Genomic DNA, 25,825 nt, shown 5'->3' with positions numbered 1-25,825 from the left:
ATGACGGACATCAACACGCTTCTCGCCGACGTGGAGAAGCTCTTCTCCGACGACGAGGTCGTGACGGCGGCCAAGCTGCAGAAGGTCACGCTGCCCTCCGGCAAGGTCCTTGGCCTGGTCACTCTCGACAACGGCCACGACCACACCCGCCCGAACACCTTCGGGCCGAAGTCGCTGGTCGAGCTCAACACGGCGTGCGACGCGGCCCTCGCTGACACCGAGATCGACGCGATCGCGGTCACCGGTAAGCCGTTCATCCTCGCGGCCGGTGCCGACCTGACCTCGCTGCAGGCGGGTGGCGCCGACGGGATCCGTACGATCGCCGAGCTCGGCCACGCGGTCTTCCGCAAGCTGGGCGACGGTCACAACGGCACCAAGAAGCCGTCGTTCGGCTTCATCAACGGGCTCGCGCTCGGCGGTGGCCTCGAGGTCGCGCTGCACGCCGACTACCGCACCATCCAGGACTCGGTACCGGCCGTCGGCCTGCCCGAGGTCATGCTCGGCCTGATCCCCGGCTGGGGCGGTGGTTACCTGCTGCCGAACCTGATCGGTCCGGCCAAGGCCGCCAAGGTCTTCATCGAGAACCCGCTCAACAACGGCAAGGTGCTCAAGGGCGCCGAGGCGTACGACCTCGGCATCGCGGACGCGATGTTCGGTGGCGCCGACTACCTCGAGCAGTCGCTGCTGTGGGCCGACGGCGTCCTGTCCGGGACCGTCGAGGTCTCCCGGGAGGAGATCGACCGCGGCGAGGCGTGGGACGAGGCCGCCAAGAACGCCGGCTTCTTCGCCTGGGCCAAGACCGGCGACGCCTCCCCGGCCGCCAAGAAGGCCGTCGAGCTGCTCGCGCTGGCCAAGACCGCCACCCGCGACGAGGGCTTCGCGGCCGAGGACGACGCTCTCGTGGCGATGTCCAAGACCCCGCAGCTGCTCGCCTCGCTCTACTCCTTCGACCTGGTGCAGAAGCGGGCCAAGCGTCCCGCCGGTGCGCCCGACAAGGCGCTCGCGCAGAAGGTCACCAAGGTCGGCATCATCGGTGCCGGTCTGATGGCCTCACAGTTCGCGCTGCTCTTCGTCCAGCGCCTCAAGGTGCCGGTCGTCATGGTCGACCTCGACCAGGAGCGCGCCGACAAGGGCGTGGCGTACGTCCACGCCGAGCTCGACAAGAAGCTGGCCAAGGGGCGCGCCTCGCAGGACGCGACCAACCGCCTGAAGGCGCTGGTCACCTCCTCGGTCGACTACGCGGAGGCCTTCTCCGACGCCGACTTCATCATCGAGGCCGTCTTCGAGGAGATGGGCGTCAAGAAGACCGTCTTCGCCAACGCCGAGGCGGTCGCGCCGGAGACCGCGGTCTTCGCCACCAACACCTCCAGCCTCTCGATCACGGAGATGGCTGCGGACCTGAAGAACCCCGAGCGGGTCGTGGGCTTCCACTTCTTCAACCCGGTCGCGGTGATGCCGCTGCTGGAGATCATCCGTGGCGAGAAGACCTCCGAGGCCGCCCTGGCGACGGCCTTCTCGGTCTCGAAGTCGCTGAAGAAGACCTCCATCCTGGTGAAGGACAGCCCGTCCTTCATCGTGAACCGGCTCCTGGGCCGCTTCATGGGCGAGATCGCGAAGATCGCCGACGAGGGCACCCCGATCGACGTCGTCGAGTCCGCCTTCGCGGGCGTCACCCCGATGTCGCCCTACCAGCTCATCGGGCTGGTCGGTCCGGCGATCGCGTACCACAACAACGAGACCCTGGCGAAGGCCTTCCCCGAGCGGTTCTACCTCTCGGAGAACCTCCACAAGGTCGTCGAGGCCAAGAAGGCCTCGTTCTTCGGTCCCGACGGCCGCACCCTCGACCCGGAGGTCGAGGCGCTCCTCACCGTCGGCGACGTGGTCAAGACCGCCGAGGACGTACGCCAGCAGACTCTCGAGGCGATCGCCGACGAGATCGGCCGGATGCTCGACGAGGGCGTCGCCCAGGCTGCCGAGGACATCGACCTGGGGATGATCACCGGTGCCGGCTTCCAGTTCTGGAACGGCGGCATCACCCAGCTCCTCGACCGTGAGGGCATCTCCGAGAAGGTCACCGGCAAGAAGTTCCACTGACCCTGGAAGCGCCCGGCCCCCGACCGCCATGCGGTCGGGGGCCGATCCGTTCCTGCAGGAGCCTCAGCTCATGCCTTCTCGGGCGCGACGGCGTTCTGCCGCTGCCGCGGGGCCTGCTGGCGCACCGTCGCCTGCGGTGAGGGTGAGCGTCGCCGGCTCTCGATCCTCTTGCGGATCACCTCATCGGCCGCTTTGAGGTCGAACGGTGCCGACATCTGCTCAGGTGACCAGGCGAACTCGGCCACGAGGTCGTCATAGAGCATGGAATCCCCCGAGTGCTGTGTGGTGACAAAGCCGAGGGCCCTCGTCGCCCCCGACGGACCCACTCTAATCGCAGACGAGCCGAACTTGGCCAGTGGCTCGGCCGGAGAGACGGAGTCCGCAAGGTCAAAATTCGGCCTCGCGGCGTCAGAGGCTGACGTCTCGGGACAGCGGAGTGGACGTCAGCGCACCCAGGCGCTCGATGGTGTCCAGGGCGATCGCCTGCGGGGTCAGGCCGATCGCCTCCAGGATCTTCGGCCGCTTGGCGTGGTCGAGGAACTCCTGCGGGATGCCGTGGATCTTCACCGGGGTGCGTACGTCCTCGGCGGTCAGCGTCTGCAGGAACGCTGCCCCCACACCGCCGGTGACGCCGTTGTCCTCGATGGTGACCACCAGGCTGTGGTCGGCGGCCGCCTCGACGAGAGCCGGATCGATCGGCTTGACCCAGCGCGGGTCGACGACGGTGACGCCGATGCCCTGAGCGGTGAGCCGCTCGGCCACACCCATGGCGACCTCGGCCATCGAGCCGACGCCGACGACCAGCACGTCCTTGGTGCCGACGCGGGCGAGCACGTCGCCGCCGCCGAGCTTGGAGACCGTGGGGATGTCCTCGGGCGGCGGGCCCTTCGGGAAGCGGACGACGGTGGGCGCGTCATCGACCTCGACCGCCTCGTCGAGGAGCTCGTTGAGGCGGGTGATGTCGCGCGGCGCGGCCAGGCGGAGGCCGGGCACGACCTGGAGCAGCGACATGTCCCACATGCCGTTGTGGGAGGCACCGTCGTCACCGGTCACCCCGGATCGGTCGAGGACGAACGTCACCCCGGCGCGGTGCAGGGCGCAGTCCATCAGCACCTGGTCGAAGGCGCGGTTGAGGAAGGTGGCGTAGACCGCGAAGACCGGGTGGAGCCCGCCCATCGCCAGGCCGGCGGCCGAGGTGGCGGCGTGCTGCTCGGCGATGCCGACGTCGAAGGTGCGGTCGGGGAAGCGAGCCTGGAAGGCGTCGAGACCGACCGGGTGCATCATCGCCGCGGTGATCGCGACGATGTCCGGTCGGCTCTCCCCCAGCCGCACGATCGCGTCGGAGAAGTGGTCGGTCCAGATCCGGCCCTTGGGCTTCTCGGCTCCGGTCTGGACGTCGAAGGGACCCGGCGAGTGGAACTGGTCGGCCTCGTGGCGCTCAGCCGGGTCGTAGCCGTAGCCCTTGCGGGTGATCGCGTGCACGATCACCGGGCCGCCGAACTTCTTGGCCGAGGTCAGTGCCTGCTCGAGCGCGTGCCGGTCGTGGCCGTCGACGGGGCCGACGTACTTCAGGCCGAGGTCCTCGAAGAGACCCTGGGGCGCGACCGCGTCCTTGAGCCCCTTCTTCACCGCGTGCAGCGCGTCGTAGGCCATCGCGCCGATCCCGGGCACCGCGTTGAGGCGGCGCTTGACCATGTCGAGGAGAAGCTCGTAGCGGGGGTTGGTGCGCAGCGAGGTCAGCGCGGTGGCCAGGCCACCGATGGTCGGGGTGTAGGAGCGGCCGTTGTCGTTGACCACGATGACCAGCTTGGAGTCGTGCTGGATCGCGATGTTGTTGAGCGCCTCCCACGCCATCCCGCCGGTCAGGGCGCCGTCGCCGATCACGGCGACCACGTGGCGGTCCTCACCACGGATCGTGTAGGCCTTGGCCAGCCCGTCGGCGTAGGAGAGCGCGGTGGAGGCGTGGGAGTTCTCGACCAGGTCGTGGTCGGACTCGGACTGGCTCGGGTAGCCGCTCATCCCGCCCTCGCGGCGCAGCGTGCCGAAGTCGCCGGCGCGGCCGGTGACGAGCTTGTGGACGTAGGACTGGTGGCCGGTGTCGAAGACGATCTTGTCGCTCGGGCTGTCGAAGACGCGGTGCATCGCGAGCGTCAGCTCGACCACACCGAGGTTGGGGCCGAGGTGGCCGGTGTTGGTGGCCACGGTCCTGATCATCAGGTCGCGGATCTCGCTCGCGAGGAGCTCGAGCTGGTCGTCGGAGAGATCACGAAGATCCTGCGGCGCGGCGATGCGTTCGAGGAGACCCATAGGAGGGGATTCTACGTCTCCACCCTGACGGGCTCCGACCCGGATAGCGCCACGTGCTGGGGCGATCCGAGGAACCGCGCGAGCCCGATCCGGGCGGAGTCGCTGAGGTCCAGGTCAGGCGCCTTCGCGGGGTCGACGAAGACGATCTGGCGGCCCTCGTGGCACACGATGTCGGCGTCGGTGAGGTCGACACCGGCGGCGTAGAGATGGATCCTGTCGTCGGTGCCGGTCTCGGGGTGGCGGAGCTCCTGGACGGCGACCGGCTCGAGGGCCTCGGGGGCGAGGCGCACCTCGGTCTCCTCCTCGAGCTCGCGGACCGCTCCAGTCACCGGGTCCTCCCCCGGCTCGAGGTGGCCTCCGCTGAAGGACCACTTCTCCGGCGCGATCGTCGGATGCTCGTCACGCTCCTGGAGCATCACCCATCCACGACGGTCGACAAGGATCACGGCGGCGAACTCGGTCATGAGGGGCGAGCCTAGTCCTCCCTCGGACGCACGGACGACCGCGGCCTGCCCAGCTCCCTCGTCAGTACGTCGCCGACCCGGTCCAGCCCGACGGGCTCCTCGACCAGCTCGGCCCAGGGGCGGTCCGAGTCGGCCAGGAACGCCACCGCCTGCTCGAGGTGCCGCCGCTCGTAGTTGTGTACGCCGCTGACCGACCGCCACCCCCGCACGATGCTCTCCGGGTCGACCGAGATCGCGGGCCCCGGGGAGACCGAGCCCACCAGGACGAGGGAGCCACCGACGTCGAGCGCACCGAGTGCCGCCTCGATCGCCGGCGCGGCCCCGGAGAAGTCCATCGCGACGTCGACCGGCCCGATCCCCTGACCGGCCGAGAGCGTCGAGGTGGCGCCGAACTCGGAAGCGAGCTCCAGCCGGGCGGGGACGACGTCGCTCACCACGACCTCGGCCGCAGCGGCGTCTGCCGCAGCCGCGATCGCGGTGAGACCGAGCATCCCGGCGCCGACCACCAGGACCCGGCGGCCCCGCAGCGAGCCGGCCCGCTCCAGCGCCGCCATCACGGTGGCGGTCGCGCACCCGGCGGGCGCCGCGACCGCGTCGGTCAGCGTGTCCGGGACCGGCACCACGGCGGTGCCGGCGGGCAGGAGCACGTGGGTGGCATAGGTGCCCGAGAGCGGCCAGGCCACCTGGTAGGCCTCGTGCCCGAGCTTGCGTAACGAGCGGCACTTCGCGGTGAGGCCACGCAGGCAGCGGTCGCAGGTGCCGCACGACACGGTGACGCCCCAGACCACCCGCTGCCCGGTGCCGACGATCCGGCCGACGCCCTCGTGGCCGAGCACGCTCGGACAGGCGCCGGGCCGCCGGCCGGAGACGGTGTGGTGGTCGGAGCCGCACACCGTCGCCAGGTCGATCTCGACGAGGGTCTCCCCCGGGCCCGGCTCAGGGAGGGCCACGGCCTCCAGGGTCACCTCGGTGCCGCCGCGCCACACCGCCACCCGCGCCATCAGACCGCGCCGACCTTCCGGCGCAGCCACGCCGAGAAGAGGTCGATGGCGATGATCAGCACGATCACCATGCAGACGTAGGTCATCATCGTGTCGAAGTGGAAGCTGTCCACCTCGGTCTTGATGAAGAACCCGATGCCGCCGGCACCGACGGTGCCGAGGATGACCGAGCTGCGTACGTTGGTGTCGAACCGGTAGAGCAGCAGGCCCAGCAGCGACGGCATCACCGCGGGCAGCACCGCGTGCGCAGCCGACTGCGCGGGCGAGGCCCCGGCCACGCGGAGCGCCTCGACGGGCCCCTGGTCCACCTCGTCCATGGCCTCGGACCAGAGCTTGCCCATGACCGCGACGTTGTGGATCGCCAGCGCGATCACGCCGGGGAAGGCTCCGAAGCCGACCGCGGCGATGAACATCAGCGCGTAGACCGTCTCGGGGATCGCGCGCAGCACCGACATCACCGCGCGGCCCAGCAGCCACAGCGGCACGAACCGATTGGTCGTCCGCGAGGAGATCACCGCGAAGAACAGCGCCACCGGGATCGACAGGGTCGTGCCGAGCAGGCCGATCCAGATCGTCAGCAGGCAGTACTCCAGGCCGGGGCGGATCGTCTCGGACCAGCGCAGGTCGAGCGGGAAGGCGCCGTCCTGGTGGATGGTCTTGCCGTTCGGGTAGGTGCGGTCGACCCCGAACAGGAAGTTCCACAGCCCCCGCCAGCCCTCGAGGAGCTCCTTGGGCGAGGTGTTCGTCTGCACGGCGGCGTACCAGTGCACGACGACCAGGCCGATCGTGATGACCACTGCGAGGGCGACCCCCGCCGGGCGGAAGCGTGGCGGGATCTCCAGACCCGGGTCGGGATTCTTGGTCACCGTGCTCATGCGTACTCCCTCATCTCGGCGGCCTCGGCGGCCTCGGCCGCCTCCAGCGCCTCCAGGGCGGGCCGATAGAGGCCGGCCACCATCTCGTCGTCGACCTCGGCACTGCTGCTGTCGAAGACCAGCCGCCCGCCGGCCAGTCCGAGGATGCGGTCGGAGAAGCGGCGCGCCAGGTCGGGCTGGTGGAGCACCGCGGCGACGGCGAGCCCGTCGTCGTCGGCCAGCGAACGGAGGAGGTTCATCACCTGCTCCGAGGCGGCCGGGTCGAGCGCTGAGACCGGTTCGTCGGCGAGCAGCACCTTGGCCCGCTGGCACAGCGCGCGGGCGACGGCGACCCGCTGCTGCTGGCCGCCGGAGAGACGGCCCGCCTTCTCCCGGGCACGGTCGGCGAGGCCGACCCGGTCCAGGCACGCCATCGCCTCGGCCTGGACCTCGCGCGGAAAGGCCAGCACCGACCAGGAGCGACTCAGGCCGAGCCGCCCGAGCGCGCCCGCGCAGACGTTGTCGAGCAGGCTGCGGCGGGGCACCAGATGGATCTTCTGGAAGACCATCGCCACCGTCGGCATCGCCGCGCCGGGCCTGGCGTCGACCCCGTCGACGGTGATCGTGCCGGCGTCGGGACGCTCCAGACCGACCACGCAGCGCAGCGAGGTGGACTTGCCCGAGCCGTTGGCCCCCAGCAGGCTGACCACCTCCCCGGAGGCGACCTCGAAGGACAGACCGTCCAGGACCGTCTTCTCCCCGAACGCCTTCCTCAGGCCGTCGACACGCAGCATGGCCGCTCCGGAGAGGTGACCAGCGCCCATCAGAGGTCGTCCGTGGTCAGGTCGAGGGCCTCGGCCAGATCGGTGACGGGCTGGTAGTCCTCGTCGGTCACCGCGACCAGCGCCGGCTTGCCGGCGGGCGGGGTGAAGTCGAGGTACTCGCCGATCTTCTCGACCGACTCGGCCGGCAGGTTCAGCAGCGCCTCCTGCACGGCTTTCGACACCTCGGGCGTCATGTTCGGGCCCGCGGCGATCGGGTCGTTCAGGATCGGCTCGGACTCCCAGATCCGGCGGAAGGCCGACTCGTCGAACTGGCCCTCGGCCGTCGCCGAGGCCAGGGTCTGGCTGTTGATCTCGGCGGCGTCGACCTTGCCGTTGACCAGGGCCAGGAGCGCCTCGGTGTGGCCACCGGCGTACTCCGCCTTGACGTCCTTCTCGATCCCGGCGTCGATCAGCGCCTTGCGCGGCACCGCGTCACCGGAGGTGGAGCCCGACTCGGACAGGGCCAGGGTCTTGCCCCTCAGATCCTCGACGGACTCGATCGGCGAGTCCTCGGGGACCCAGATGCCGCCGGTGTAGGAGGAGACCTTGCCGTCCTCGCCCGCGAACGAGGCCAGCGGCGTGGCACCGGCCTGCTTCTGGGCGAAGACGTAGCCCAGCGGCCCGAACTGGCCGATGTCGAGCTTGCCGTTCTGCATGGCGAGGATCTCGGCGACGTACGTGTCGGAGATCTGCACCTCGACCTCGCAGCCGAGCTCCTCGCCGAGGGCCTTGCCCAGGGTCTCGTAGACGGGGATCAGGTTCTTGGGGTCCTCGAACGGCTCGACGCCCATGGTCAAGGTGCCGTCGGGGCAGATCTGGTCGGGGCCGACCTCGCCGCCCGCGGCGGCCTTCTCGGGAGTCGCCCCGCCGCCGCAGGCGGCCAGGGCGAGGGTCAGGGTCGCAGCACCCGCGAGCGCGGTGAGGGAGCGCAGCTTGGACATGTCGGTCTTCTCCTGTGATCAGAGCAGCTGGTCGAGAACGGCGGGCGCGAGGCCCAGTGCGGTGGTCATGCCGATGCCCGACGTCACCGAGACGACCCGGAGGCCCGGGAACGGCTCGTCGACGAGGAAGTCGGTGTGCGGCGAGTCCGCGTAGACCCCTCGCCAGCGACGCCGGATGGTGAGCGGGGCCCCGAGCAGCCGCGCCCCTTCCCGCAGCACCAGCTCGGCGACGTACTCGTCGTCGAAGGGCTGGTGCGTGCGGTCGTAGTGGTGGGTGTCGCCCAGGACGATCGAGCCGGGCCGGCCGTCGGTTCCGGGGCGCTGGGTGAGCATGAGGTTCATGACGACGTCGAGGAGCTCGGGGCCGGTGGCCTCGAACTGCGTGCGTACGCCGGCCGCGGCCGTGGTCTCGGCGAACCCGCCGTAGCGCAGCATGGAGAGCCCGGTCAGCACCGCAGGCTCGATCTCGACATCGCCCGGAGGCGCGACCTCGAGCATCTGCAGCCGGCAGCGGCGTACGCCTGCCTTCTCGGCCACCTGCGGGAAGAGCCGGTCGACGTCGTGGCCCGTGGCGTGCACGACCCGGGCGGAACGGACGGTTCCGCGGCTGGTGCGGATCTGGACGCCGTCCGCGACGGGGTCGACGGCGCCGACGTGGGTCGCCCAGCTGAACCGGACGCCCTGGGCCTCGAGCCAGGCGGCGATCGCGGGAAGCGCCTCGCGGGGGTCGACGCGGAGGTCGAGGGGCAGGTGGGCGCCGCCGAGGACATCCGCGGTGGCCGGCGGGAACAGGGCGCGGGTGGCGTCGGAGTCGAGCAGGAGCGCCTGCTCGGTGCCGCGGGCGGCGGCGAACTCCCCGAGCACGGCCAGCTCCGCCTCGGTGCGGGCGACGACGACGGTGCCGGTCTCCTTGACCCCGAAACCCGCCTGCTCGCCGAGGGTGATCCAGCGCTCCCGGGCGGCGAGGGCGTACGTCAGCGCCTGGCCTGACTGGGCGGTGGCGCAGACGTGGCCGAAGTTGCGGACCGAGGCGCCCACGGCGCGCTCGTCACGCTCGATGACGTGGACCCGAAGGCCCCGCGCGAGCCCTTCGGCGGCATGCGCTAGGCCGACGATCCCGGCGCCGATGACGACGAGGTCAGCGGCCGTGTCCGTGGTGATCGAATGAGTTGGCACGGCCCGAACACTTCTGCCCGGCACCAGCCCGGTCAACACCTGGAGCGAACATGTACAGACAAGTTAACCGGTCGTTCTTCTCTGCCCCATGCGGCTTGATCAGCGTTCTCCTGCTGTTCACCATCCAAGCGTCCGGACTTGTCTGATCAAGTTGTAGCCTGCCGGCATGAGCAGTCCGTTGCACACCCAGGTCGCGGAGGCCATCCGAGCCCGGATCATCGGCGGCGAGCTGCCGACCGGCGCACCGATCCCGTCGGAGGCGCAGCTGTGCGAGCAGTTCGGGGCCTCCCGCGGCACGATCCGCACGGCGCTGGCGACCCTGCGCCGCGAGGGGCTCCTCACCGGCGGCCAGGGGCGTCCGCCGACCGTGCGCGACACGGCCCTCGGCCAGCCCTTCGAGCAGCTGATCTCGTTCAGCGCCTGGGTGCAGCAGATCGGCCGCACCGCAGGCCAGCGCACCATCGAGGTCGCCCGGCGAGGCGCCACCGCCGCGGCCGCCGAGGCGCTCGACATCGACGAGGGTGACCCGGTCGTCGACGTGCTCCGGCTCCGTCTCCTCGACGGCCGTCCCGCGATGCTCGAGCGCAGCACGTTCGTGGAGAGCGTCGGACGGCTGCTCTTCGACTTCGACCCCGACTCCGGGTCGCTCTACGCCTACCTCACCAACGCCGGCGTCGACCTGCACGGCGCCCGCCACACCATGGACGCGGTCGCCGCCGACGAGACCGACGCCGACCTGCTCGACATCGCCGTCGGCAGCCCGCTCCTGCGGGAGCGACGCCGGGCGACCGCCGCCGACGGCACACCGCTGGAGTACGCCGACGACCGCTACCGGCCCGACCGCGTCACCTTCACCATCGACAACACCCGCCCGTCCGCGGCGGGGATCCGCACCGACGTACGCATCCTCAAGGAGATCTCGTGACCGCCCCCGCCCCCACCGATCGTCTCGGGCTCCGCTTCGACCCCGCCGATCGTCTCGGGCTCCGCTTCGACCCCGCCGATCGTCTCGGGCTTCGCTTCGACCTCGCCGCCCTCGACATGGCCGGCACCACCGTCGACGAGGGCGGGCTGGTCTACGACGTGCTCGACTCGACCGTCGCCGACGCCGCCGGCGAGCCCGTCCCCCACGACCTGCTGCTGCGGTGGAAGGGCACCTCGAAGTGGGAGGCGATCCAGGGGCTGCTGCGCGGACTCGGCCAGGACCCGAGCACCGCGCAGGTCGACAAGATCTTCGACGGCTTCCGCGAGCGTCTCGTCACCGCCTACCGTGAGACCCCGCCGCAGCCCTTCCCTGGCGTGCCCGAGATGTTCGAGGCGCTGCGCTCACGCGGCGTGAAGGTGGCGCTGCAGACCGGCTACTCGGCCGAGATCGCCGCCGCCATCCTCGACGGCCTCGGCTGGACCGTCGGCCCGGGTGCCGACTCGACCGTCGACGCCGTCGTCACCTCCGACCTCGTCCCCGCCAGCCGCCCCGCCCCCTTCCTCGTCTTCCGCTGCATGGAGGCCACCGGCGTCACCGACGTACGCCGCGTGCTGGTTGCCGGGGACACCCCCAACGACCTCGGCGCCGGCACCAATGCCGGGGCCGGCTTCGTCGTCGGCGTCGCGACCGGCTCCTTCACCCACGAGCAGCTCGCCACCGAGCCCCACACCCACCTCCTCCCCTCAACCGCCGACCTGCCGAGCCTGCTCTGACTGGTCGACAAACAGGGTGAAACACCAGCTGCAGGCGTCCTCACGGGATACCCTCCGGCGCATGACCCCCCGAACACTGCGCGTCGCAACGGCCATGGCCGTAGCAGCGCTGGCGACCCTGAGCCCCTCGTCAGGCTCACAGGCCGCCACGTCCGGACCCAGCGTCCAGACCGTGGCCCGGCCGATCTACCCGTTCACCCTCGCGTCCAGCTTCAAGATCACCTACGAGGCCTATCAAGGCAGCGAGTTGGAGGACGGGGGCAGGCCGGCGTACGTCCAGGTGCGGGTCTCGAAGACGCCCCTCACTTCGACGAGCCGACGCGCATGGACGTACCCGTCGCACCTGCAGCGCGTCGGGCTGACCTCGACGTGGCGGACGGGTCAGATCACGATCGGCCTCAACCAGGGCCAGGCGTCGTGCGTCGGCGCCCGGGCCGTGGATGCTGCCGGACGCGTCGGGCCATGGGGCTACACGACATGCATCGCGCGCTTCTTCGACGACAACCAGCTCGAGCGCAGGGGCGTGGTCAAGACGGTCCGCGCGACGAGGTTCTGGCACGGCGTCGCGTCTGAGATAGACGGCGGCGGCCAGCTGATCCTGCGGCACGTCCCCAGGGGCAGCGACGTCTGGGTCCTGGGACGGCCTGCGCCGTACTCGACCACCGCCTACTGGGGATTCACGCCGCGGATCATCGGCATGAACTCGACGGGGACGAAGCAGATCGTCCTCGGCCAGGACGGCGGGAACAACGTCAACCGCCGCAGCATGTGGCAGGCCTCCATGCGCACCCAGCGCCTGGGCCCGGTGTGGCTCCGGCGCGACCGCGACGGCACCTTCCCGATCGAGGGCATCGTCGTGATCCCGCCGTGGGCACGATCCTCGACCTGAGGGGCGTAGGGTGCTTGACGCAAGGCAAACCAAGGCAAAGACTGGCGTCATGGCACTGACCAAGAAGCAGAAGAAGGCGATCCTGACCACCGGCGCGCTCGCCGCCCAGGCGGCCGTCGCCCCGGTGATCCTGCGTGACCTGCAGAAGCGTTCGGACGACGAGATCCGCGGACCGCGGCTCCTGTGGCGACTGTGGGGCAGCACCAACCTGCTCGGTGCGGCGGTGTACTGGTTCTACGGCCGGAAGCCGGCCGCGGTCTAGGCCCTCGCGCCCCGCGGCTCGGTCAGGAGCCTGATCGCGAAGACGAGCTCCTCGACGTCGGCGAACCGGCGCAGATCACAGCCGGTGCGCTCGGCGATCCGCTCGAGCCGGTAGTAGGCCGTGTTGACATGCATGTGCAGACGCTCGGCGGCCAGCTTGGCGTTGAGGTCGCTGGCGACGTAGGCCAGCATCGTCTCGATCATCGCCCCGTCACGCGCGAGATCCTCGGTGATGAACTGACGCAGCTCGGGGCGAATGAGTCGGCGCACGGTCGGGTCCTCGCGCAGGACGAGGTAGTCGACGGTCGAGAGCATCGGCAGCGCGACCACCCCGGGCTCGTCCCCGAGGGAGTCGCGGGCGATCCCCGCCTCTGCGTACGCCGCCGGGACGGATGACCACCCGACATGGACGGTGCTGACACCGACCGCGAGATCGATGCCCTGCCGGGCGAGCTGACGGTGCACCCGGCGTAGGTCGGGGACGAGTGCCTGCACGTCGTCGGTGGCCACCGGCAGGATCCCGACCATCTGCTCCTGCTGGATCACTGCGACGCCCTCCTGCGCCGGGCCGAGCTCGGTGCGGACGATCCGGAGCGCCTCGCGCAGGCTCTGCCCGACGCGCAGCGGACGCACCGGGACAGCGATGATCACCGCCGACCGTCCGTCGCGCTCCAGGCCGCACTTGCGGGCGACATCGAGCCTCGGACCCGCCGGCACCTCGCGCCCGGCCAGGAGATCCTCCACGAGGTCTCGACGGATCCGGTCACCTTCGGCGAGCTCGAGCTGCTGGGTGTCGAGGTAGGCCTCGGCGGCGACCGTGCTGCCGACCTCGATCACCTGCATCACGTGGGAGGCCGTGAGCAGCGCCGCGCGGCTGGTCTCCGGGTCGTCGGCGGCGATGTCGACGATGCGCTCCCACAGGGCGACCTGACCGAGGCGGAAGGCCTGCAGGAAGTCGGCGAGCGCGACTCCCTGACGGACGCGGTTGGCCGCTTGGCCGGCGCTCTGGGGAAAGTCCTCGCGCACGGCGGCGCGCCCCTCCTCGAGGGTGATCAGCACCGCCCGGAAGACCGCCTCGGCGTGGCGGGCGACATCGCTTCGCAGGTTGGGGTCCGAACTGGCCGCGTAGGCCGGGACCTGCTCCCAGGTGCGCGTCAGGAAGAGCTCGACGGTGTCGGGGAGACCCTCCCGGACGCCCGCGACGATGCGCTTGATCGGCTCGCTGCTCATCACGACCTCCCTGCGGACGTTTGTGGGCGAACCACAACAAGGTCTGTGGCTCGTACTCGTGGTCCCGACACCGTCATCGCCCGCACAGTGATGTCTGTCACACCCGACATCCTGTCGCACTCGGCAGGACGGACACAGAGGCAGGCACATGAGCACAACGACCCAGACCCGGTCGATGTCACGGATCGCGATGGCATCGCTGGTCGGCACGACCATCGAGTTCTACGACTTCCTCATCTACGGCTATGCCGCCGCGCTGGTCTTCGCACCACTCTTCTTCCCCTCGCTCGGCACCGCCGCCGGCACCTGGGCAGCAGTCGCGACGTTCGGGGTCGCCTTCGTCTTCCGCCCGCTGGGCGCCGTGGTGTTCGGGCACTTCGGCGACCGGCTGGGCCGCAAGCGCACCCTGGTGACGACACTGCTCATGATGGGCGGAGCGACCTTCGCGATCGGCCTGATCCCGACGGCCGCCGCCATCGGCGCGGTGGCGCCGCTGCTGCTGGTGCTCCTGCGGGCGACGCAGGGCACCGCGCTCGGCGGCGAGTGGGCCGGCGCGGCGCTGCTCACCTCCGAGTACGCCGACGCGGGCAAGCGCGGACGCTACAGCCTGTTCCCACAGCTCGGCCCCGGCCTCGGGGTGATCATCGCCAGCGGCACGTTCCTTCTCACGATCCAGGTGATCGGCCTTGCCGCCTTCCAGCAGTGGGCCTGGCGGGTGCCGTTCCTGATCAGCATCGTGCTCATCGGGCTCGGCCTGTGGGTTCGGCTCAACATCGCCGAGACGCCCTCCTTCTCGAAGGTCACCGCCTCCAGGGCCACGGTGTCGTTCCCGTTCGCGGCCGCTCTGCGCGACCAGTGGAAGCAGGTGCTGCTCGGCGGCGGGATGCTCGCCATGACCTTCGGGGCCTTCTACCTCGCCATCGTCTTCCTCGGCGGCATCGCCACCAAGCCGCCCGAGGAGAACGGCCTTGGTCTCACCCTCAACCAGATGCTCACCGCCAACATGGTGGCCGGCCTCGTGCTCTGCCTCGCGGTGATCGGGTCCGCGGTGCTCTCGGACCGCATCGGACGACGCGCGGTGCTGATGAGCGGGACCGTCTTCGGACTGGTCGCCGGCCCGGTGGCGTTCGCGATCCTGACGCCTGGCAACGCCGCGTCCTTCGCCATCGCGCTGACGGTGCTGATGATCGCCATCGGCATTCCCTACGGGCCGGCCGCTGCGTACCTTCCGGAGCTGTTCCGGGCCGAGTACCGCTACACCGGGGCGGGAATGGCCTACAACCTTGCCGGGATCATCGGCGGAGCGCTGCCGCTCGTGATCGGCGGCGCGCTGCTCGAGCGCTGGGGCACCAGCGGGCTCGCCGGGTTCGTGACCGCGCTCGCCGTGCTCAGCACGGCCTGCCTCATCGCCCTGCGCGAGACCCGAGGCCAGGCCCTCGACACCGATCCCGTCACCCCGGCCGCGACGGCCTGAACCCCGACCCCGCAGGAGTCACCTGATGAATCTCGCAACCCACCTGATCGATGCGGCGCAGCGGTATCCGGACCGGCCGGCCGTCCGCCTCGACGACGACGTGCTCGACTACACCGACCTCCTCGCCCAGGCCTCGGCGGTGGCGCAGTGGCTGAATGCGGAGGGTCTGGAGCCGGGCGACCGGGTCGGCCTGGTCCTACCGAACGTGCCGGCCTTCCCGGTGCACTTCTACGGCGTGCTCCTCGCCGGCGGGATCGTCGTGCCGATGAACCCGCTGCTCAAGTCCCGCGAGATCGAGTTCTACCTCGAGGACTCCGGCGCCCGCTTCCTCTTCGTCGACGAGCAGCTCGTCGACGAGGCGTACGCAGCAGCGGCCGCCCAGGGCGCGACCGCCGTCACCGTCGCCCCCGGCGGCGCGCACGTGCCGCCGGCCATCACGACGAGCCGGGCGGTGCCGCGTACGCCGGCCGACACGGCGGTGATCCTCTACACCTCCGGCACCACCGGCCGGCCGAAGGGAGCCGAGCTCACCCACGACAACCTCGGCGGCAACACCGCGGTCACCCGCGACACCCTGATCGAGGTCGGTCCCGAGGATGTGGTGATGGGATGCCTGCCGCTCTTCCATGTGTTCGGCCTCACCTGCGGCCTCAACACCGCGGTCCAGGCCGGCGCCTGCCTGACCCTGATCCCCCGCTTCGACCCCATGGCCGCGCTCGAGGTGATCGGCCGGGACCGGGTCACGGTCTTCGAGGGCGTCCCGACGATGTACGCCGGGATGCTGCACGCCGCCGACGCCGGCTCCTTCGACGTCTCGAGCCTGCGTACCTGCATCTGCGGCGGGGCACCGCTGCCGGTGGAGCTGCTCCACAAGTTCGAGGAGACGTTCGGCTGCACGATCCTCGAGGGCTACGGCCTCTCGGAGAGCTCGCCGGTGGCCTGCTTCAACCACCCGCACATCGAACGCCGGGCCGGCTCGGTCGGCGTCCCGGTCCGCGACGTTCAGCTCAAGCTGGTCGCCGACGACGGCAGCGAGACCCCGCCGGGCGAGGTCGGCGAGATCCTCGTCAAGGGACCCAACGTGATGAAGGGCTACTGGCAGCTGCCCGAGGTCACCGCCGAGACGGTGGTCGACGGCTGGCTGCGTACCGGCGACCTCGGCCGGCGCGACGACGACGGCTACTACTACGTCGTCGACCGCAAGAAGTCGCTGATCATCCGCGGCGGCTACAACGTCTATCCCCGCGAGATCGAGGAGGTCGTCTACGAGCACCCGGCCGTCGCCGAGGCAGCCGTCGTGGGCGTCCCCCATCCCGCGCTCGGCGAGGAGGTCGGCGCAGCGGTATCGCTGAAGCCTGGCGCGACGGCCTCGGTCGAGGAGATCCGGGCCTTCGTGAAGGAGCGGGTCGCAGCGTACAAGTACCCCCGTCACGTCTGGATCATGTCGGAGCTGCCCAAGGGTCCGACCGGCAAGATCCTGCGCCGCGAGGTCGACCCTCCGAGCGACCTTTCCTGACCTCGCACCGCACCTGAAGCCGGCGCCAGAAACCCGGCGCCGGAACCCCTCGACGAACTGATACCCCGCCAGGCATCAGATCCATATATAGCCCGTCACCAGGCGATTTATAGCGACCTCACACATTTCCCGACGCGCCCTTCCCAAACGCGCTGCGGCTGCTGAATGGTGCTATGTGTCGAGGGTCACATCTTTCTCGGCCTGCCCACCAGGAGTGAACACACCATGGAGAACCATCCCGCTGAGGGCCCGTCTCGGGTCTCCAGACGCTCGTTCGTCGGATACGTCATCGGAGGCGCGACCCTGATCGCCGCCGCCGACCTGGGCCTGACGCCCTCCGCCGCCCAGGCGGCACCGATCCCGTCGGTGCCCCAGATCCCCGAGCTCTACGACCTCAACGACTTCCTGACCCACTGCGCGGCGCCGACGTCGAACCTGATCGCGATCGAGGTCGACGAGAAGGGCCACGCCCACTTCGCGCTGCCCCGGATGGAGGTCGGCCAGGGCATCACCACGGCCGTCTCGATGCTGATCGCCGAGGAGCTGGACCTGCCGGTCGACCACGTGCACGTCACGCTGGCCCCGGCCCGCCCCGAGCTGCTCTTCAACCAGCTGACCGGCGGCTCCAACACGATCATCTCGATGTACACCCCGGTCCGCGTGGCCGCCGCGATCGCTCGTAAGGCGCTGCTCGAAGCGGCCGCGATCATGCTCGGGGGCACGGTCGCGCAGCTGACCTCCAAGGGTGGCGTGATCAGCGCTCCGGACGGGTCCTCGGTGACCTACGGCGAGGCGGCCGCCAAGGCGGCTAAGCCGACGACCGAGAAGGTCGAGGTCGAGCTGAAGCAGACCTCGGAGCACACCGTCGTCGGCAAGCCGCACCGCCGCGTCGACGCGCGCGCGGCCGTCACCGGCAAGAAGAAGTTCGCGATGGACCTCGACATCCCGGGCGCGCTGCCCACGATGGTCTGCCGGGCGCCCGAGCTCAACGGCACCCCGGACAAGATCAGGAACAAGGGCGAGGTCGAGAAGATGCCCGGCGTCACCCACGTCGCGATCATCCCGACCGGCGTCGCGGTCCGCGCCAAGACCTTCGGTCAGTGCATCGACGCCGTACGCGCGCTGGACGTCACCTGGAACTCCGGCACCGTGACCACCATGTCGGCCAAGGACATCCAGGCCGAGCTCAGGGCCGGACAGATCCCGCTCGCGGTGCCCAAGGTCGGCGCCACCTCGGTCGACGGAGAGTTCACCTTCCACTTCCGCAGCGGCTCGGCTCTCGAGCCCAACTGCGCGGTCGCCGACGTACGCGACGGGAAGGCCACCGTCTGGGGCGGTCTGAAGTCGCCGATCGACGCCCAGGGCAGGATCGCCAAGGCTCTCGGTCTCGCGCAGACCGACGTGACGGTCAACGTGGTCCAGGGCGGCGGCTCCTTCGGACGCAAGCTGTTCAGCGACGCCGCGGTCGAGGCCGCGCACGCGTCCAAGGAGTTCGGCGCGCCGGTCAAGCTGATGTGGCACCGCGCCGACGAGCCGCGCCAGGGCCGGGTGCACCCGATGGCCGTCTCGCAGATCCGGGCGACGGTGCTGGCCGGCAGCGTGCTCACCTTCGAGCAGCGCCACGCCAGTGTCGCCTGTGACTTCACCCATGGGCTCGGGGAGCGACTGACCGCCGAGGTGGCCGCGCTGCCGACCGGCCTGTCGAACCTGAGCTTCTCGGAGTCGATCTTCCTGCTCGCGACCGAGATGCCCTACAACTTCGGGGTCGTCACGCAGCTGCTCAACGAGCCGAAGCCGGAGGTCGACCGGTTCAACACCAGCTCGGTGCGCAACATCTACTCCCCCGACGTCGCCACCGCCAGCGAGCTGATGGTCGACCAGCTCGCCAAGAAGCTGAAGCAGGACCCGGTCACGTTCCGGCGCAACTACCTCAAGAGCGACGTCGTCAAGCGGGTCCTCGACCGCGCCGCCGAGCTCGGCGACTGGGGACGCTCGATGCCCGCCGGCACGGCGCAGGGCATCGCCATCCACAAGGAGTACAAGGGCGCCACCGCGGTCCTCGTCGAGATCGACTGCCGCCCCGAGACGGTCAACCGGGAGGTGCGCGACGCCGTCACCGGACCTCGGGTCACCAAGGCGGTCGTGGTCGCCGACGTCGGTCTGGTGATCAACCCGGCCGGGGTGAAGGCCCAGATGATGGGCGGCTTCTCCGACGGGATGTGCCAGGCGCTGACCTACAGCAACCACCTGGTCGACGGTCAGTTCCTGGAGGCAAGCTGGGACAACTCGGCCTACACCCGGCAGTGGAACACGCCGTTCGAGTTCGAGTGCGAGGTGATGGAGTCGCACGGGAGCCAGCCCGGCGGGGTCGGTGAGGCCGGTGTGGCCGCCTCGATGGCCGCCGTCGCCTGCGCCTACGCCCGGGCCACCGGTGAGATGCCGACGGAGTTCCCGATCAACTTCCACGAGCCGCTCCACTTCAAGCCCAAGTCCTTCATCCCGTCCGTCCCCGAGTCGCCGACCGACGGCCTCGCCTACACGTTCTGAGGTCCCCTGCGATGCCTTCACACACCTTCCAGCTCAACGGCGAGACCGTCACCGTCGACGTCGAGGACGACGTACGCATCCTGTGGGTGCTTCGCGATGTCCTCGGTGTCACCGGCCCGAAGTACGGCTGCGGCATCAACGTCTGCAAGGCCTGTACGTCCCACATCAACGGCAAGGCGTTCAACCCCTGCTCGGTGCGGGTCGCCGACATCGACGCCGACGACGAGATCACCACCATCGAGGGCCTGGCCGACACGGCACCAGGCGACGGCCTGCACCCGATGCAGGAGGCCTGGCTCGAGCACGACGTCGCCCAGTGCGGCTACTGCCAGCCCGGCCAGATCATGACCGCGGTCGCCCTCGTCAACAAGGTCCGCGCGGAGGGCCGTGCCATCACCGAGGCCGACCTCGACACGATCCGCAACGTCTGTCGCTGCGGCACCTACTCCCGGATCCGGGAGGCCATCAAGACCGGACAGGACGCGATGGCCCGCGGGCTCTGATCCTCGGTCCGCTCGACCTTCGCGGTGAGCTGGCTGGTGCGACCGGGCCGGATGTCGGCCCGGAGCACCAGCCGGACCCGCGCAGACGCCCGAGCCCGGTCAACCGCTTCGGTCAGTGGCCGCTGACGCGGGAGTCTTGATGAGGGGGCGCCTGTCCCAGAAGCGGCTGCCGACGGCGGATGGCCCCGAGCGTACGCAGCGCGAGCGCCAGCCAGCAGCAGACGGCGAGTGCGGCGAGCAACGCGGGAATCCAGTGGCGGAGCAGTGTCGAGGCAGCCACGGCGCACACGAAGCCGGTGAGGTTCGCCACGACGTCGTAGACGGGTGCGACGAAGCGACTGTTGATGACGTGGGCGACAGCCACGACCAGCCCGCACGCGAAGGTGACGGCGAGGAGAAATTCGACCATGGGTCGATTGTCCTCGACCTTCTCGGCCCCCCGGAATCGCGAGGGCCGGCCGTCAGTCCTCCAGCGCCTCTTCGAGCCGCTCGAGCTTGGCGTCGAGCTCGCCCTCGTAGCCCGGGCGGATGTCCGCCTTCAGGACCAGGGACACTCGTGACCCGTAGGGAGCGACCGCCTCGGTCGCCCGCTTCACGACGTCGAAGCAGGAGTCCCAGTCGCCCTCGATCGTCGTGAACATCGCGTCCGTCCGGTTCGGGAGCCCTGACTCCCTCACCACGCGAACCGCCGCGGCGACGGCGTCGGACACGGAACCATCGGCGCGGCCGGTGCCGCTCGGCGCGACAGAGAACGCTACGAGCATCGGGTCTCCTCCCACTTCGCGACACAGACGGCCACCGAGCCATCGGGGTCGTCGCCCGTCGCCCGGGCGATCGACGACGCTGCGTGCATGTCGAAACACTATCCAAACACTCGGGCGGCCTGCATATAGTGGCGCCGCCGGGGGCCGAAGGTGCCACTTCCGGCGAGAGAGGAATCGATGAGTGAGGGACTCGACCGGCTCGCTGCCACGCTCGGCGTGCCGGCCACGCGGCTCGCGCCGCTGGCGGCGTACGACGACGAGCAGCTGGCCCGGTTCAACGACCTGACCCAGGGCGCGATGATCGCGGAGGACAAGGCGTTCGAGGCCTCCCTCGACGAGGCGCTGAAGCTGGTGCCGAAGATGCTGCGCGGGGTCGTCCAGAAGATGCTCGGAGGCAGCCGATGACCGCTCTGACCAGCGCGCTCGAGATCACCAAGCTCGCCCACGAGATGCACGTGGACGAGGCCGAGCTCGCCTTCCTCGCCACCACCTCCCCCGACGACCTCCGCGACCTGCGTGGGATCGTCTCGCACGCCATGTTCAGCCGTCACGAGTCCAGGGTGAAGGGGCTGGCCGCGGTCAGCAAGAAGCTCCCGGCCGCCGTCACCGCGAAGATCACCGAGATCGCGATGGGCCCCATGCTCAGCGCCCGGGTGGCCGCGGTGATGGATCCGGCCGACGCCGCGAAACTGGCCGGCCACCTGAAGCCGGAGTTCCTCGCCGAGCTCTCCGTCCACCTCGACCCGAGCCGTGTCGAGGCGATCATCGCCAGGCTCGACCGTGGCCTGGTCGTCGACGTCGGCCGCCGGCTCCTGGCCGACGGTCATCTGCTGACCCTGGCCAGGTTCACCGGTGTCGTGGGCCCCGAGACCTCGCTGAAGGTCGTCGACGGCGCCTCGGGCGCAGAGATCCTCCGGCTCGCGCTGTTCATCGACGAGCCCTCGGTGATCGACCCCCTCCTCGCCGGCCTGCCCGACGAGACGGTGACCGAGATCGCGGCGGCCGGCCCCGACCACAGCGACGCATTCGACGCACTGCTCCTCGCGCTGAGCGAAGACAGCCGCGCCCGGATCGCGTCGCTGACCTGAGGGGCCGCCACCTCCGGGTACGACGGGGAGATCGGCATGGGTTACTGCGGAGTAACCCATGCCGATCTCCCCGTCGTATCGATTCGGGTCAGCCCGCCCGCCGGCCGAGGATCCTCGAGCGCTGCTCGGAGGTCAGGGCCCGGCGTTGCTCGACCGTCGTCGTTGCGACCCACCACGCGGGCAGCGTCACCGTCCAGCGGTCGGACCGGTCGCGGCCTCCCCTCCGGCACGCGTCCCGCGTGCGTCGCAGGAAGTCGGCAGGGTCGCGACGGTCGGCAGCGACCATGGTCACGTACTCCAGACCCAGGCGACGGAACGCACCCTCGCGGCGGATGTCCTTGGCACGCTGCTTCCCCTCGAGATGGAGCGAACCGTCGTACTCCCCGACCACGCCGTGGTCGAGGTCGAGCAGGTCCGGCGTACCGATGTGGTTTCCGGCCGCGTCGAACACCGGATGGTTGCTGACCACGTCGACCAACCCGATCTCGCGCCAGAGCAGACGCATCTCGGTCTCCATCCGCGACCACGTGTTCTCGTCGCCGAGTGCGATCGCCTCACGGCATCGACCGACACCGGTCCAACCGGACAGGCGCCGGACGTACGTCTCGGCCTCCCGCTTCGAGACGAGGTCTGACTGCGCCGCCATGTCGAAGATCTTCACGGCCGCCACCAGCGTGGGCGCAAACCTCATCTCGAAGCAGACCGACCGCAGCGGATGCGTGACCGGCAGACCGTCGACGACTCGCCGATCGTCGCGCTGACGCCGCTCGGCCGTGATGAACGCGCCCGGCGGAGGATCCATGCGATGGTCGTCCACCAGCAGCGGGACCGGCAGCTCGAGATCGAGCTCGACGCCGTCGAACTCGGCCGCGCCCAGCCACCGAAGCGCTGCCCACCCGGTCACCGCGTCGTCCGCACCGAGCGCGACCGCGGCCTCGACGATCCGCTGCTCGGCGGTCTCGGCGGCGAACCGCGCAGGCAGGTAGTGGCCGCGACTCGTCCGTCGCCACCCCTTGCCAGCCGCCTGACCACGCGTCGGCCCGACCTTGCCGTCGGGGTCGACGGGCACAGGACGTACGAGCCCAGGCCGGCCCTCATGAAAGGCCGGTGGCTCGAAGCGATCCGCGGGAACAGACATGCCGGGATCATCACCCAGATCGGAAAATTCCCGCTGAAGTTATCCACAGGGTCCCCGACCCGCAGGTACGACGGGGAGTTCTGCAGGGGTTACGCGCCGGTAACCCCTGCAGAACTCCCCGTCGTACCGACAAGACCGCGAACGGCCCGCCACCCTCGCGGATGACGGGCCGTTCGACAGCTGGGTCAGTTGTTGACCAGGCTGCGCAGGACGTACTGCAGGATGCCGCCGTTGCGGTAGTAGTTGGCCTCACCGGGGGTGTCGATGCGGACGACCGCGTCGAACTCGACACCGGTGTCGGTGGTGACCTTGACCGTCTTCGGGGTGACGCCCTCGTTGAGCGCGGTGATGCCGGAGATCGAGAAGGTCTCCTCACCGGTCAGACCGAGGCTGTCGGCGTTCTGCCCCGCCGGGAACTGCAGCGGGATGACGCCCATACCGATGAGGTTGGAGCGGTGGATGCGCTCGAACGACTCGGTGATGACGGCCTTGACGCCCAGGAGCGAGGTGCCCTTGGCAGCCCAGTCGCGCGAGGAGCCGGAGCCGTACTCCTTGCCGCCGAGGACGACCAGCGGGGTGCCGGCAGCGGCGTAGTTCTGGGCGGCGTCGTAGATGAAGCTGACCGGAGCGTCGGGCTGGGTGAAGTCGCGGGTGTAGCCACCCTCGGTGCCCGGGGCGACCTGGTTCTTGATCCGGATGTTGGCGAAGGTGCCGCGGATCATGATCTCGTGGTTGCCTCGGCGCGAGCCGTAGGAGTTGAAGTCACGCTGCTCGACACCGTGCTCGAGGAGGTACTTGCCGGCGGGCGAGTCCTTCTTGATGTTGCCCGCGGGGCTGATGTGGTCGGTGGTGACCGAGTCGCCCAGCTTCAGCAGGACGCGCGCACCCTCGATGTCGGTGACCGGCGCCGGGGTCTTGGCCATACCCTCGAAGTAGGGAGCCTTGCGGACGTAGGTCGACTCCTCGTCCCAGGTGAAGGTGTCACCGGTCGGGGTCGGCAGGTTCTGCCAGCGCTCGTCGCCCGCGAACACGTCGGCGTAGTCCTTCGTGAACATGTCGGAGGAGATCGCGGTGGCGATGGTCTCCTCGACCTCGGCCGGGGTCGGCCAGATGTCCTTGAGGAAGACGTCGTTGCCGTCCTGGTCCTGGCCCAGCGCGTCCTCGAACAGGTTCATGTTCATGTTGCCGGCCAGGGCGTAGGCGATGACCAGCGGCGGCGACGCGAGGTAGTTCATCTTCACGTCGGGGTTGATACGACCCTCGAAGTTGCGGTTGCCGGAGAGGACCGAGACGACGGCGAGGTCGTTGTCGTTCACCGCGGCGGAGACCTCGGGGATGATCGGGCCCGAGTTGCCGATGCAGGTCACGCAGCCGTAGCCGACGAGGTTGAAGCCGACCTTCTCCAGGTAGGGGGTGAGCCCGGCCTTGTCGTAGTAGTCGGTGACGACCTTGGAGCCCGGCGCCAGGGTGGTCTTGACCCACGGCTTGCGGGTCAGGCCCTTCTCGACGGCCTTCTTCGCCAGCAGCGCGGCGCCGATCATGACCGACGGGTTGGAGGTGTTCGTGCAGGAGGTGATCGAGGCGATCGTGACCGCGCCGTTCTCCAGCTCGAACTCGGTGCCGTCGGCCAGCTTGACCGGGATCTTCGCGTCGGTCTTGGAGGTGTACGTCGGCAGGTGACCCTCGAAGGAGGTCTTGGCGTCGGTGAGCTCGACGCGGTCCTGCGGACGCTTCGGGCCGGCGATGCTCGGGACGACGGTGGAGAGGTCGAGCTCGAGCGTCTCGGAGTAGCGCGGCTCGGCGGCCGGGTCGTGCCACAGGCCCTGCTCCTTGGCGTACTTCTCCACCAGGGCCAGCTGCTCCTCGGAGCGGCCGGTGAGCTTGAGGTAGTTGATGGTCTCCTCGTCGACCGGGAAGATCGCGATGGTGGAACCGAACTCCGGCGACATGTTGCCGATGGTGGCGCGGTTGGCCAGCGGCAGCGCGGTCACGCCGGCGCCGTAGAACTCGACGAACTTGCCGACCACACCGTGCTTGCGCAGCATCTCGGTGATGGTGAGCACCAGGTCGGTGGCGGTCGAGCCCTCGGGCAGGTCGCCGTGGAGCTTGAAGCCGACCACGCGCGGGATCAGCATGGAGACCGGCTGGCCGAGCAGCGCGGCCTCGGCCTCGATGCCGCCCACGCCGAAGCCGAGGACGCCCAGGCCGTTGACCATGGTGGTGTGGGAGTCGGTGCCCACGCAGGTGTCGGGGTAGGCCTGCAGCTCGCCGTCGACCTCACGGGTGAAGACCGTGCGGGCCAGGTGCTCGATGTTGACCTGGTGGACGATGCCGGTGCCCGGCGGAACGACCTTGAAGTCCTCGAAGGCGGTCTGGCCCCAGCGCAGGAACTGGTAGCGCTCACGGTTGCGCTCGTACTCGATCTCGACGTTGCGCTCGAAGGCCTCCGGCGTGCCGAAGACCTCGGCGATCACGGAGTGGTCGATGACCATCTCGGCGGGCGAGAGCGGGTTGATCTTGGTCGGGTCGCCACCGAGCTCGGCCGCGGCCTCGCGCAGGGTGGCCAGGTCGACGATGCAGGGCACGCCGGTGAAGTCCTGCATGATCACGCGCGCCGGCGTGTACTGGATCTCCTTGTCGGGCTCGGCGGTCTCGTCCCAGCCCGCCAGCGCCTTGATGTCGTCGGCGGTGATGTTCGCGCCGTCCTCGGTGCGCAGGAGGTTCTCCAGCAGCACCTTCAACGAGAAGGGCAGCGACGCGACGTCGAGGCCCTCACCCTTGACCGCATCCAGGCGGAAGATCTCGTAGGACTTACCGTCCACGTCCAGGGTGCTCTTGGCACCGAAGCTGTCCTTGCTGGCCAACGCGTTCATCTCCTTGCTCGCGTCCACAGTGACGTACGTTCTCAAGTCTTTGAAGCCCATCCTGCCCCGGCTACCCGCGCCGGGAAAACAAAGGCTCACCTAACCTTTTGCGGCGATCGCTCGCCCGATCTCTTGATATCAAGATACATGATGTCGAACGACAATTCGAATCACCCGGCGCGCCGTGTTGTG

Annotated in this window: 24 protein-coding genes; 11 read left to right on the top strand and 13 right to left on the bottom strand. The window is 69.8% G+C overall.

What is annotated here, in order from left to right; genetic code table 11:
- Entirely contained in the window at positions 1–2,094 is a 2,094-nt protein-coding gene (locus tag OG984_RS04785) for a 3-hydroxyacyl-CoA dehydrogenase NAD-binding domain-containing protein (RefSeq protein ID WP_328530495.1), read from the top strand.
- A 68-nt stretch (positions 2,095–2,162) separates the two neighbouring features.
- Here OG984_RS04785 and OG984_RS04780 read toward each other — a convergent pair whose 3' ends face one another.
- The 8 genes from OG984_RS04780 to OG984_RS04745 all read right to left on the bottom strand — a co-directional run bounded on the left by OG984_RS04780 (position 2,163) and on the right by OG984_RS04745 (position 9,661).
- A complete protein-coding gene (locus OG984_RS04780) occupies positions 2,163–2,357 on the bottom strand; it encodes a hypothetical protein (protein ID WP_328530494.1) in 195 nt (64 codons plus the stop codon).
- A 145-nt stretch (positions 2,358–2,502) separates the two neighbouring features.
- On the bottom strand, positions 2,503–4,401 hold the full coding sequence (gene dxs, locus OG984_RS04775; RefSeq protein ID WP_328530493.1) for a 1-deoxy-D-xylulose-5-phosphate synthase: 1,899 nt from the start codon (positions 4,399–4,401) through the stop codon (positions 2,503–2,505).
- Between the two features lie 11 nt (positions 4,402–4,412).
- Positions 4,413–4,865 (bottom strand): NUDIX hydrolase, encoded by a 453-nt coding sequence (locus OG984_RS04770; protein ID WP_328530492.1) that lies wholly within the window; start codon positions 4,863–4,865, stop codon positions 4,413–4,415.
- 11 nt (positions 4,866–4,876) lie between these two features.
- Positions 4,877–5,896, bottom strand: a complete 1,020-nt coding sequence (locus OG984_RS04765) for a zinc-binding dehydrogenase (RefSeq protein WP_328530491.1) — start codon at positions 5,894–5,896, stop codon at positions 4,877–4,879.
- On the bottom strand, positions 5,866–6,741 hold the full coding sequence (gene phnE, locus OG984_RS04760) for a phosphonate ABC transporter, permease protein PhnE (protein WP_328530490.1): 876 nt from the start codon (positions 6,739–6,741) through the stop codon (positions 5,866–5,868). Before phnE ends, OG984_RS04765 begins: the two co-directional genes overlap by 31 nt.
- A complete protein-coding gene (locus tag OG984_RS04755; protein ID WP_328530489.1) occupies positions 6,738–7,544 on the bottom strand; it encodes a phosphonate ABC transporter ATP-binding protein in 807 nt (268 codons plus the stop codon). Before OG984_RS04755 ends, phnE begins: the two co-directional genes overlap by 4 nt.
- Positions 7,544–8,485, bottom strand: a complete 942-nt coding sequence (locus OG984_RS04750) for a phosphate/phosphite/phosphonate ABC transporter substrate-binding protein (RefSeq protein ID WP_328530488.1) — start codon at positions 8,483–8,485, stop codon at positions 7,544–7,546. The genes OG984_RS04755 and OG984_RS04750 overlap by 1 nt, the downstream gene beginning before the upstream one ends.
- Before the next feature lie 18 nt (positions 8,486–8,503).
- Positions 8,504–9,661 carry a TIGR03364 family FAD-dependent oxidoreductase gene (locus tag OG984_RS04745; protein ID WP_328530487.1) on the bottom strand — a complete coding sequence of 386 codons (1,158 nt, stop codon included), beginning with the start codon at positions 9,659–9,661 and terminating at the stop codon, positions 8,504–8,506.
- 166 nt (positions 9,662–9,827) lie between these two features.
- Here OG984_RS04745 and OG984_RS04740 point away from each other — a divergent pair, with 166 nt between their 5' ends.
- The 4 genes from OG984_RS04740 (at position 9,828) to OG984_RS04725 (ending at position 12,510) form a co-directional block, all read left to right on the top strand.
- Complete coding sequence (locus OG984_RS04740; RefSeq protein WP_328530486.1) at positions 9,828–10,586, top strand: GntR family transcriptional regulator; 759 nt, start codon at positions 9,828–9,830, stop codon at positions 10,584–10,586.
- The gene (locus tag OG984_RS04735; protein WP_328530485.1) at positions 10,583–11,359 is read left to right on the top strand and encodes a phosphonatase-like hydrolase; all 777 of its coding nucleotides are present in this window, start codon (positions 10,583–10,585) and stop codon (positions 11,357–11,359) included. Before OG984_RS04740 ends, OG984_RS04735 begins: the two co-directional genes overlap by 4 nt.
- Before the next feature lie 61 nt (positions 11,360–11,420).
- Positions 11,421–12,248 (top strand): hypothetical protein, encoded by an 828-nt coding sequence (locus OG984_RS04730; protein ID WP_328530484.1) that lies wholly within the window; start codon positions 11,421–11,423, stop codon positions 12,246–12,248.
- A 49-nt stretch (positions 12,249–12,297) separates the two neighbouring features.
- Complete coding sequence (locus tag OG984_RS04725) at positions 12,298–12,510, top strand: hypothetical protein (RefSeq protein WP_045547195.1); 213 nt, start codon at positions 12,298–12,300, stop codon at positions 12,508–12,510.
- Here OG984_RS04725 and OG984_RS04720 read toward each other — a convergent pair.
- Positions 12,507–13,739 carry a PucR family transcriptional regulator gene (locus OG984_RS04720; protein WP_328530483.1) on the bottom strand — a complete coding sequence of 411 codons (1,233 nt, stop codon included), beginning with the start codon at positions 13,737–13,739 and terminating at the stop codon, positions 12,507–12,509. The genes OG984_RS04725 and OG984_RS04720 overlap by 4 nt on opposite strands.
- Before the next feature lie 148 nt (positions 13,740–13,887).
- Between OG984_RS04720 and OG984_RS04715 the strand changes: the two genes are divergently transcribed.
- The 4 genes from OG984_RS04715 (at position 13,888) to OG984_RS04700 (ending at position 19,779) form a co-directional block, all read left to right on the top strand.
- Positions 13,888–15,213: an MFS transporter gene (locus OG984_RS04715; protein ID WP_328530482.1), complete on the top strand. Its 1,326-nt coding sequence runs from the start codon at positions 13,888–13,890 to the stop codon at positions 15,211–15,213.
- Positions 15,214–15,238: 25 nt separating this feature from the next.
- Complete coding sequence (locus OG984_RS04710; protein WP_328530481.1) at positions 15,239–16,729, top strand: long-chain-fatty-acid--CoA ligase; 1,491 nt, start codon at positions 15,239–15,241, stop codon at positions 16,727–16,729.
- Positions 16,730–16,954: 225 nt separating this feature from the next.
- A complete protein-coding gene (locus OG984_RS04705; RefSeq protein ID WP_328530480.1) occupies positions 16,955–19,276 on the top strand; it encodes a molybdopterin cofactor-binding domain-containing protein in 2,322 nt (773 codons plus the stop codon).
- An 11-nt stretch (positions 19,277–19,287) separates the two neighbouring features.
- On the top strand, positions 19,288–19,779 hold the full coding sequence (locus OG984_RS04700; protein ID WP_328530479.1) for a (2Fe-2S)-binding protein: 492 nt from the start codon (positions 19,288–19,290) through the stop codon (positions 19,777–19,779).
- Positions 19,780–19,891: 112 nt separating this feature from the next.
- Here the strand turns inward: OG984_RS04700 and OG984_RS04695 are convergent, their stop codons facing one another.
- Both OG984_RS04695 and OG984_RS04690 read right to left on the bottom strand, forming a co-directional pair.
- The gene (locus OG984_RS04695) at positions 19,892–20,188 is read right to left on the bottom strand and encodes a hypothetical protein (protein ID WP_328530478.1); all 297 of its coding nucleotides are present in this window, start codon (positions 20,186–20,188) and stop codon (positions 19,892–19,894) included.
- A 52-nt stretch (positions 20,189–20,240) separates the two neighbouring features.
- Positions 20,241–20,543: a thiamine-binding protein gene (locus OG984_RS04690; protein WP_328530477.1), complete on the bottom strand. Its 303-nt coding sequence runs from the start codon at positions 20,541–20,543 to the stop codon at positions 20,241–20,243.
- A 177-nt stretch (positions 20,544–20,720) separates the two neighbouring features.
- Between OG984_RS04690 and OG984_RS04685 the strand changes: the two genes are divergently transcribed.
- Both OG984_RS04685 and OG984_RS04680 read left to right on the top strand, forming a co-directional pair.
- The gene (locus tag OG984_RS04685) at positions 20,721–20,948 is read left to right on the top strand and encodes a hypothetical protein (protein WP_328530476.1); all 228 of its coding nucleotides are present in this window, start codon (positions 20,721–20,723) and stop codon (positions 20,946–20,948) included.
- A complete protein-coding gene (locus OG984_RS04680; RefSeq protein ID WP_328530475.1) occupies positions 20,945–21,631 on the top strand; it encodes a hypothetical protein in 687 nt (228 codons plus the stop codon). Before OG984_RS04685 ends, OG984_RS04680 begins: the two co-directional genes overlap by 4 nt.
- Before the next feature lie 88 nt (positions 21,632–21,719).
- On the opposite strand, the gene OG984_RS04675 is transcribed toward OG984_RS04680, so the two are convergent.
- Positions 21,720–22,769, bottom strand: coding sequence for a hypothetical protein (locus OG984_RS04675; protein ID WP_328530474.1), 1,050 nt, complete (start codon positions 22,767–22,769; stop codon positions 21,720–21,722).
- Positions 22,770–22,954: 185 nt separating this feature from the next.
- The gene (gene acnA, locus OG984_RS04670) at positions 22,955–25,642 is read right to left on the bottom strand and encodes an aconitate hydratase AcnA (protein WP_328532323.1); all 2,688 of its coding nucleotides are present in this window, start codon (positions 25,640–25,642) and stop codon (positions 22,955–22,957) included.
- Positions 25,643–25,825 lie beyond the last annotated feature (183 nt).

The organism is Nocardioides sp. NBC_00368 (genome assembly GCF_036090055.1).
GTDB lineage: Bacteria > Actinomycetota > Actinomycetes > Propionibacteriales > Nocardioidaceae > Nocardioides.
This window is presented reverse-complemented; position numbering and strand designations above follow the sequence as displayed.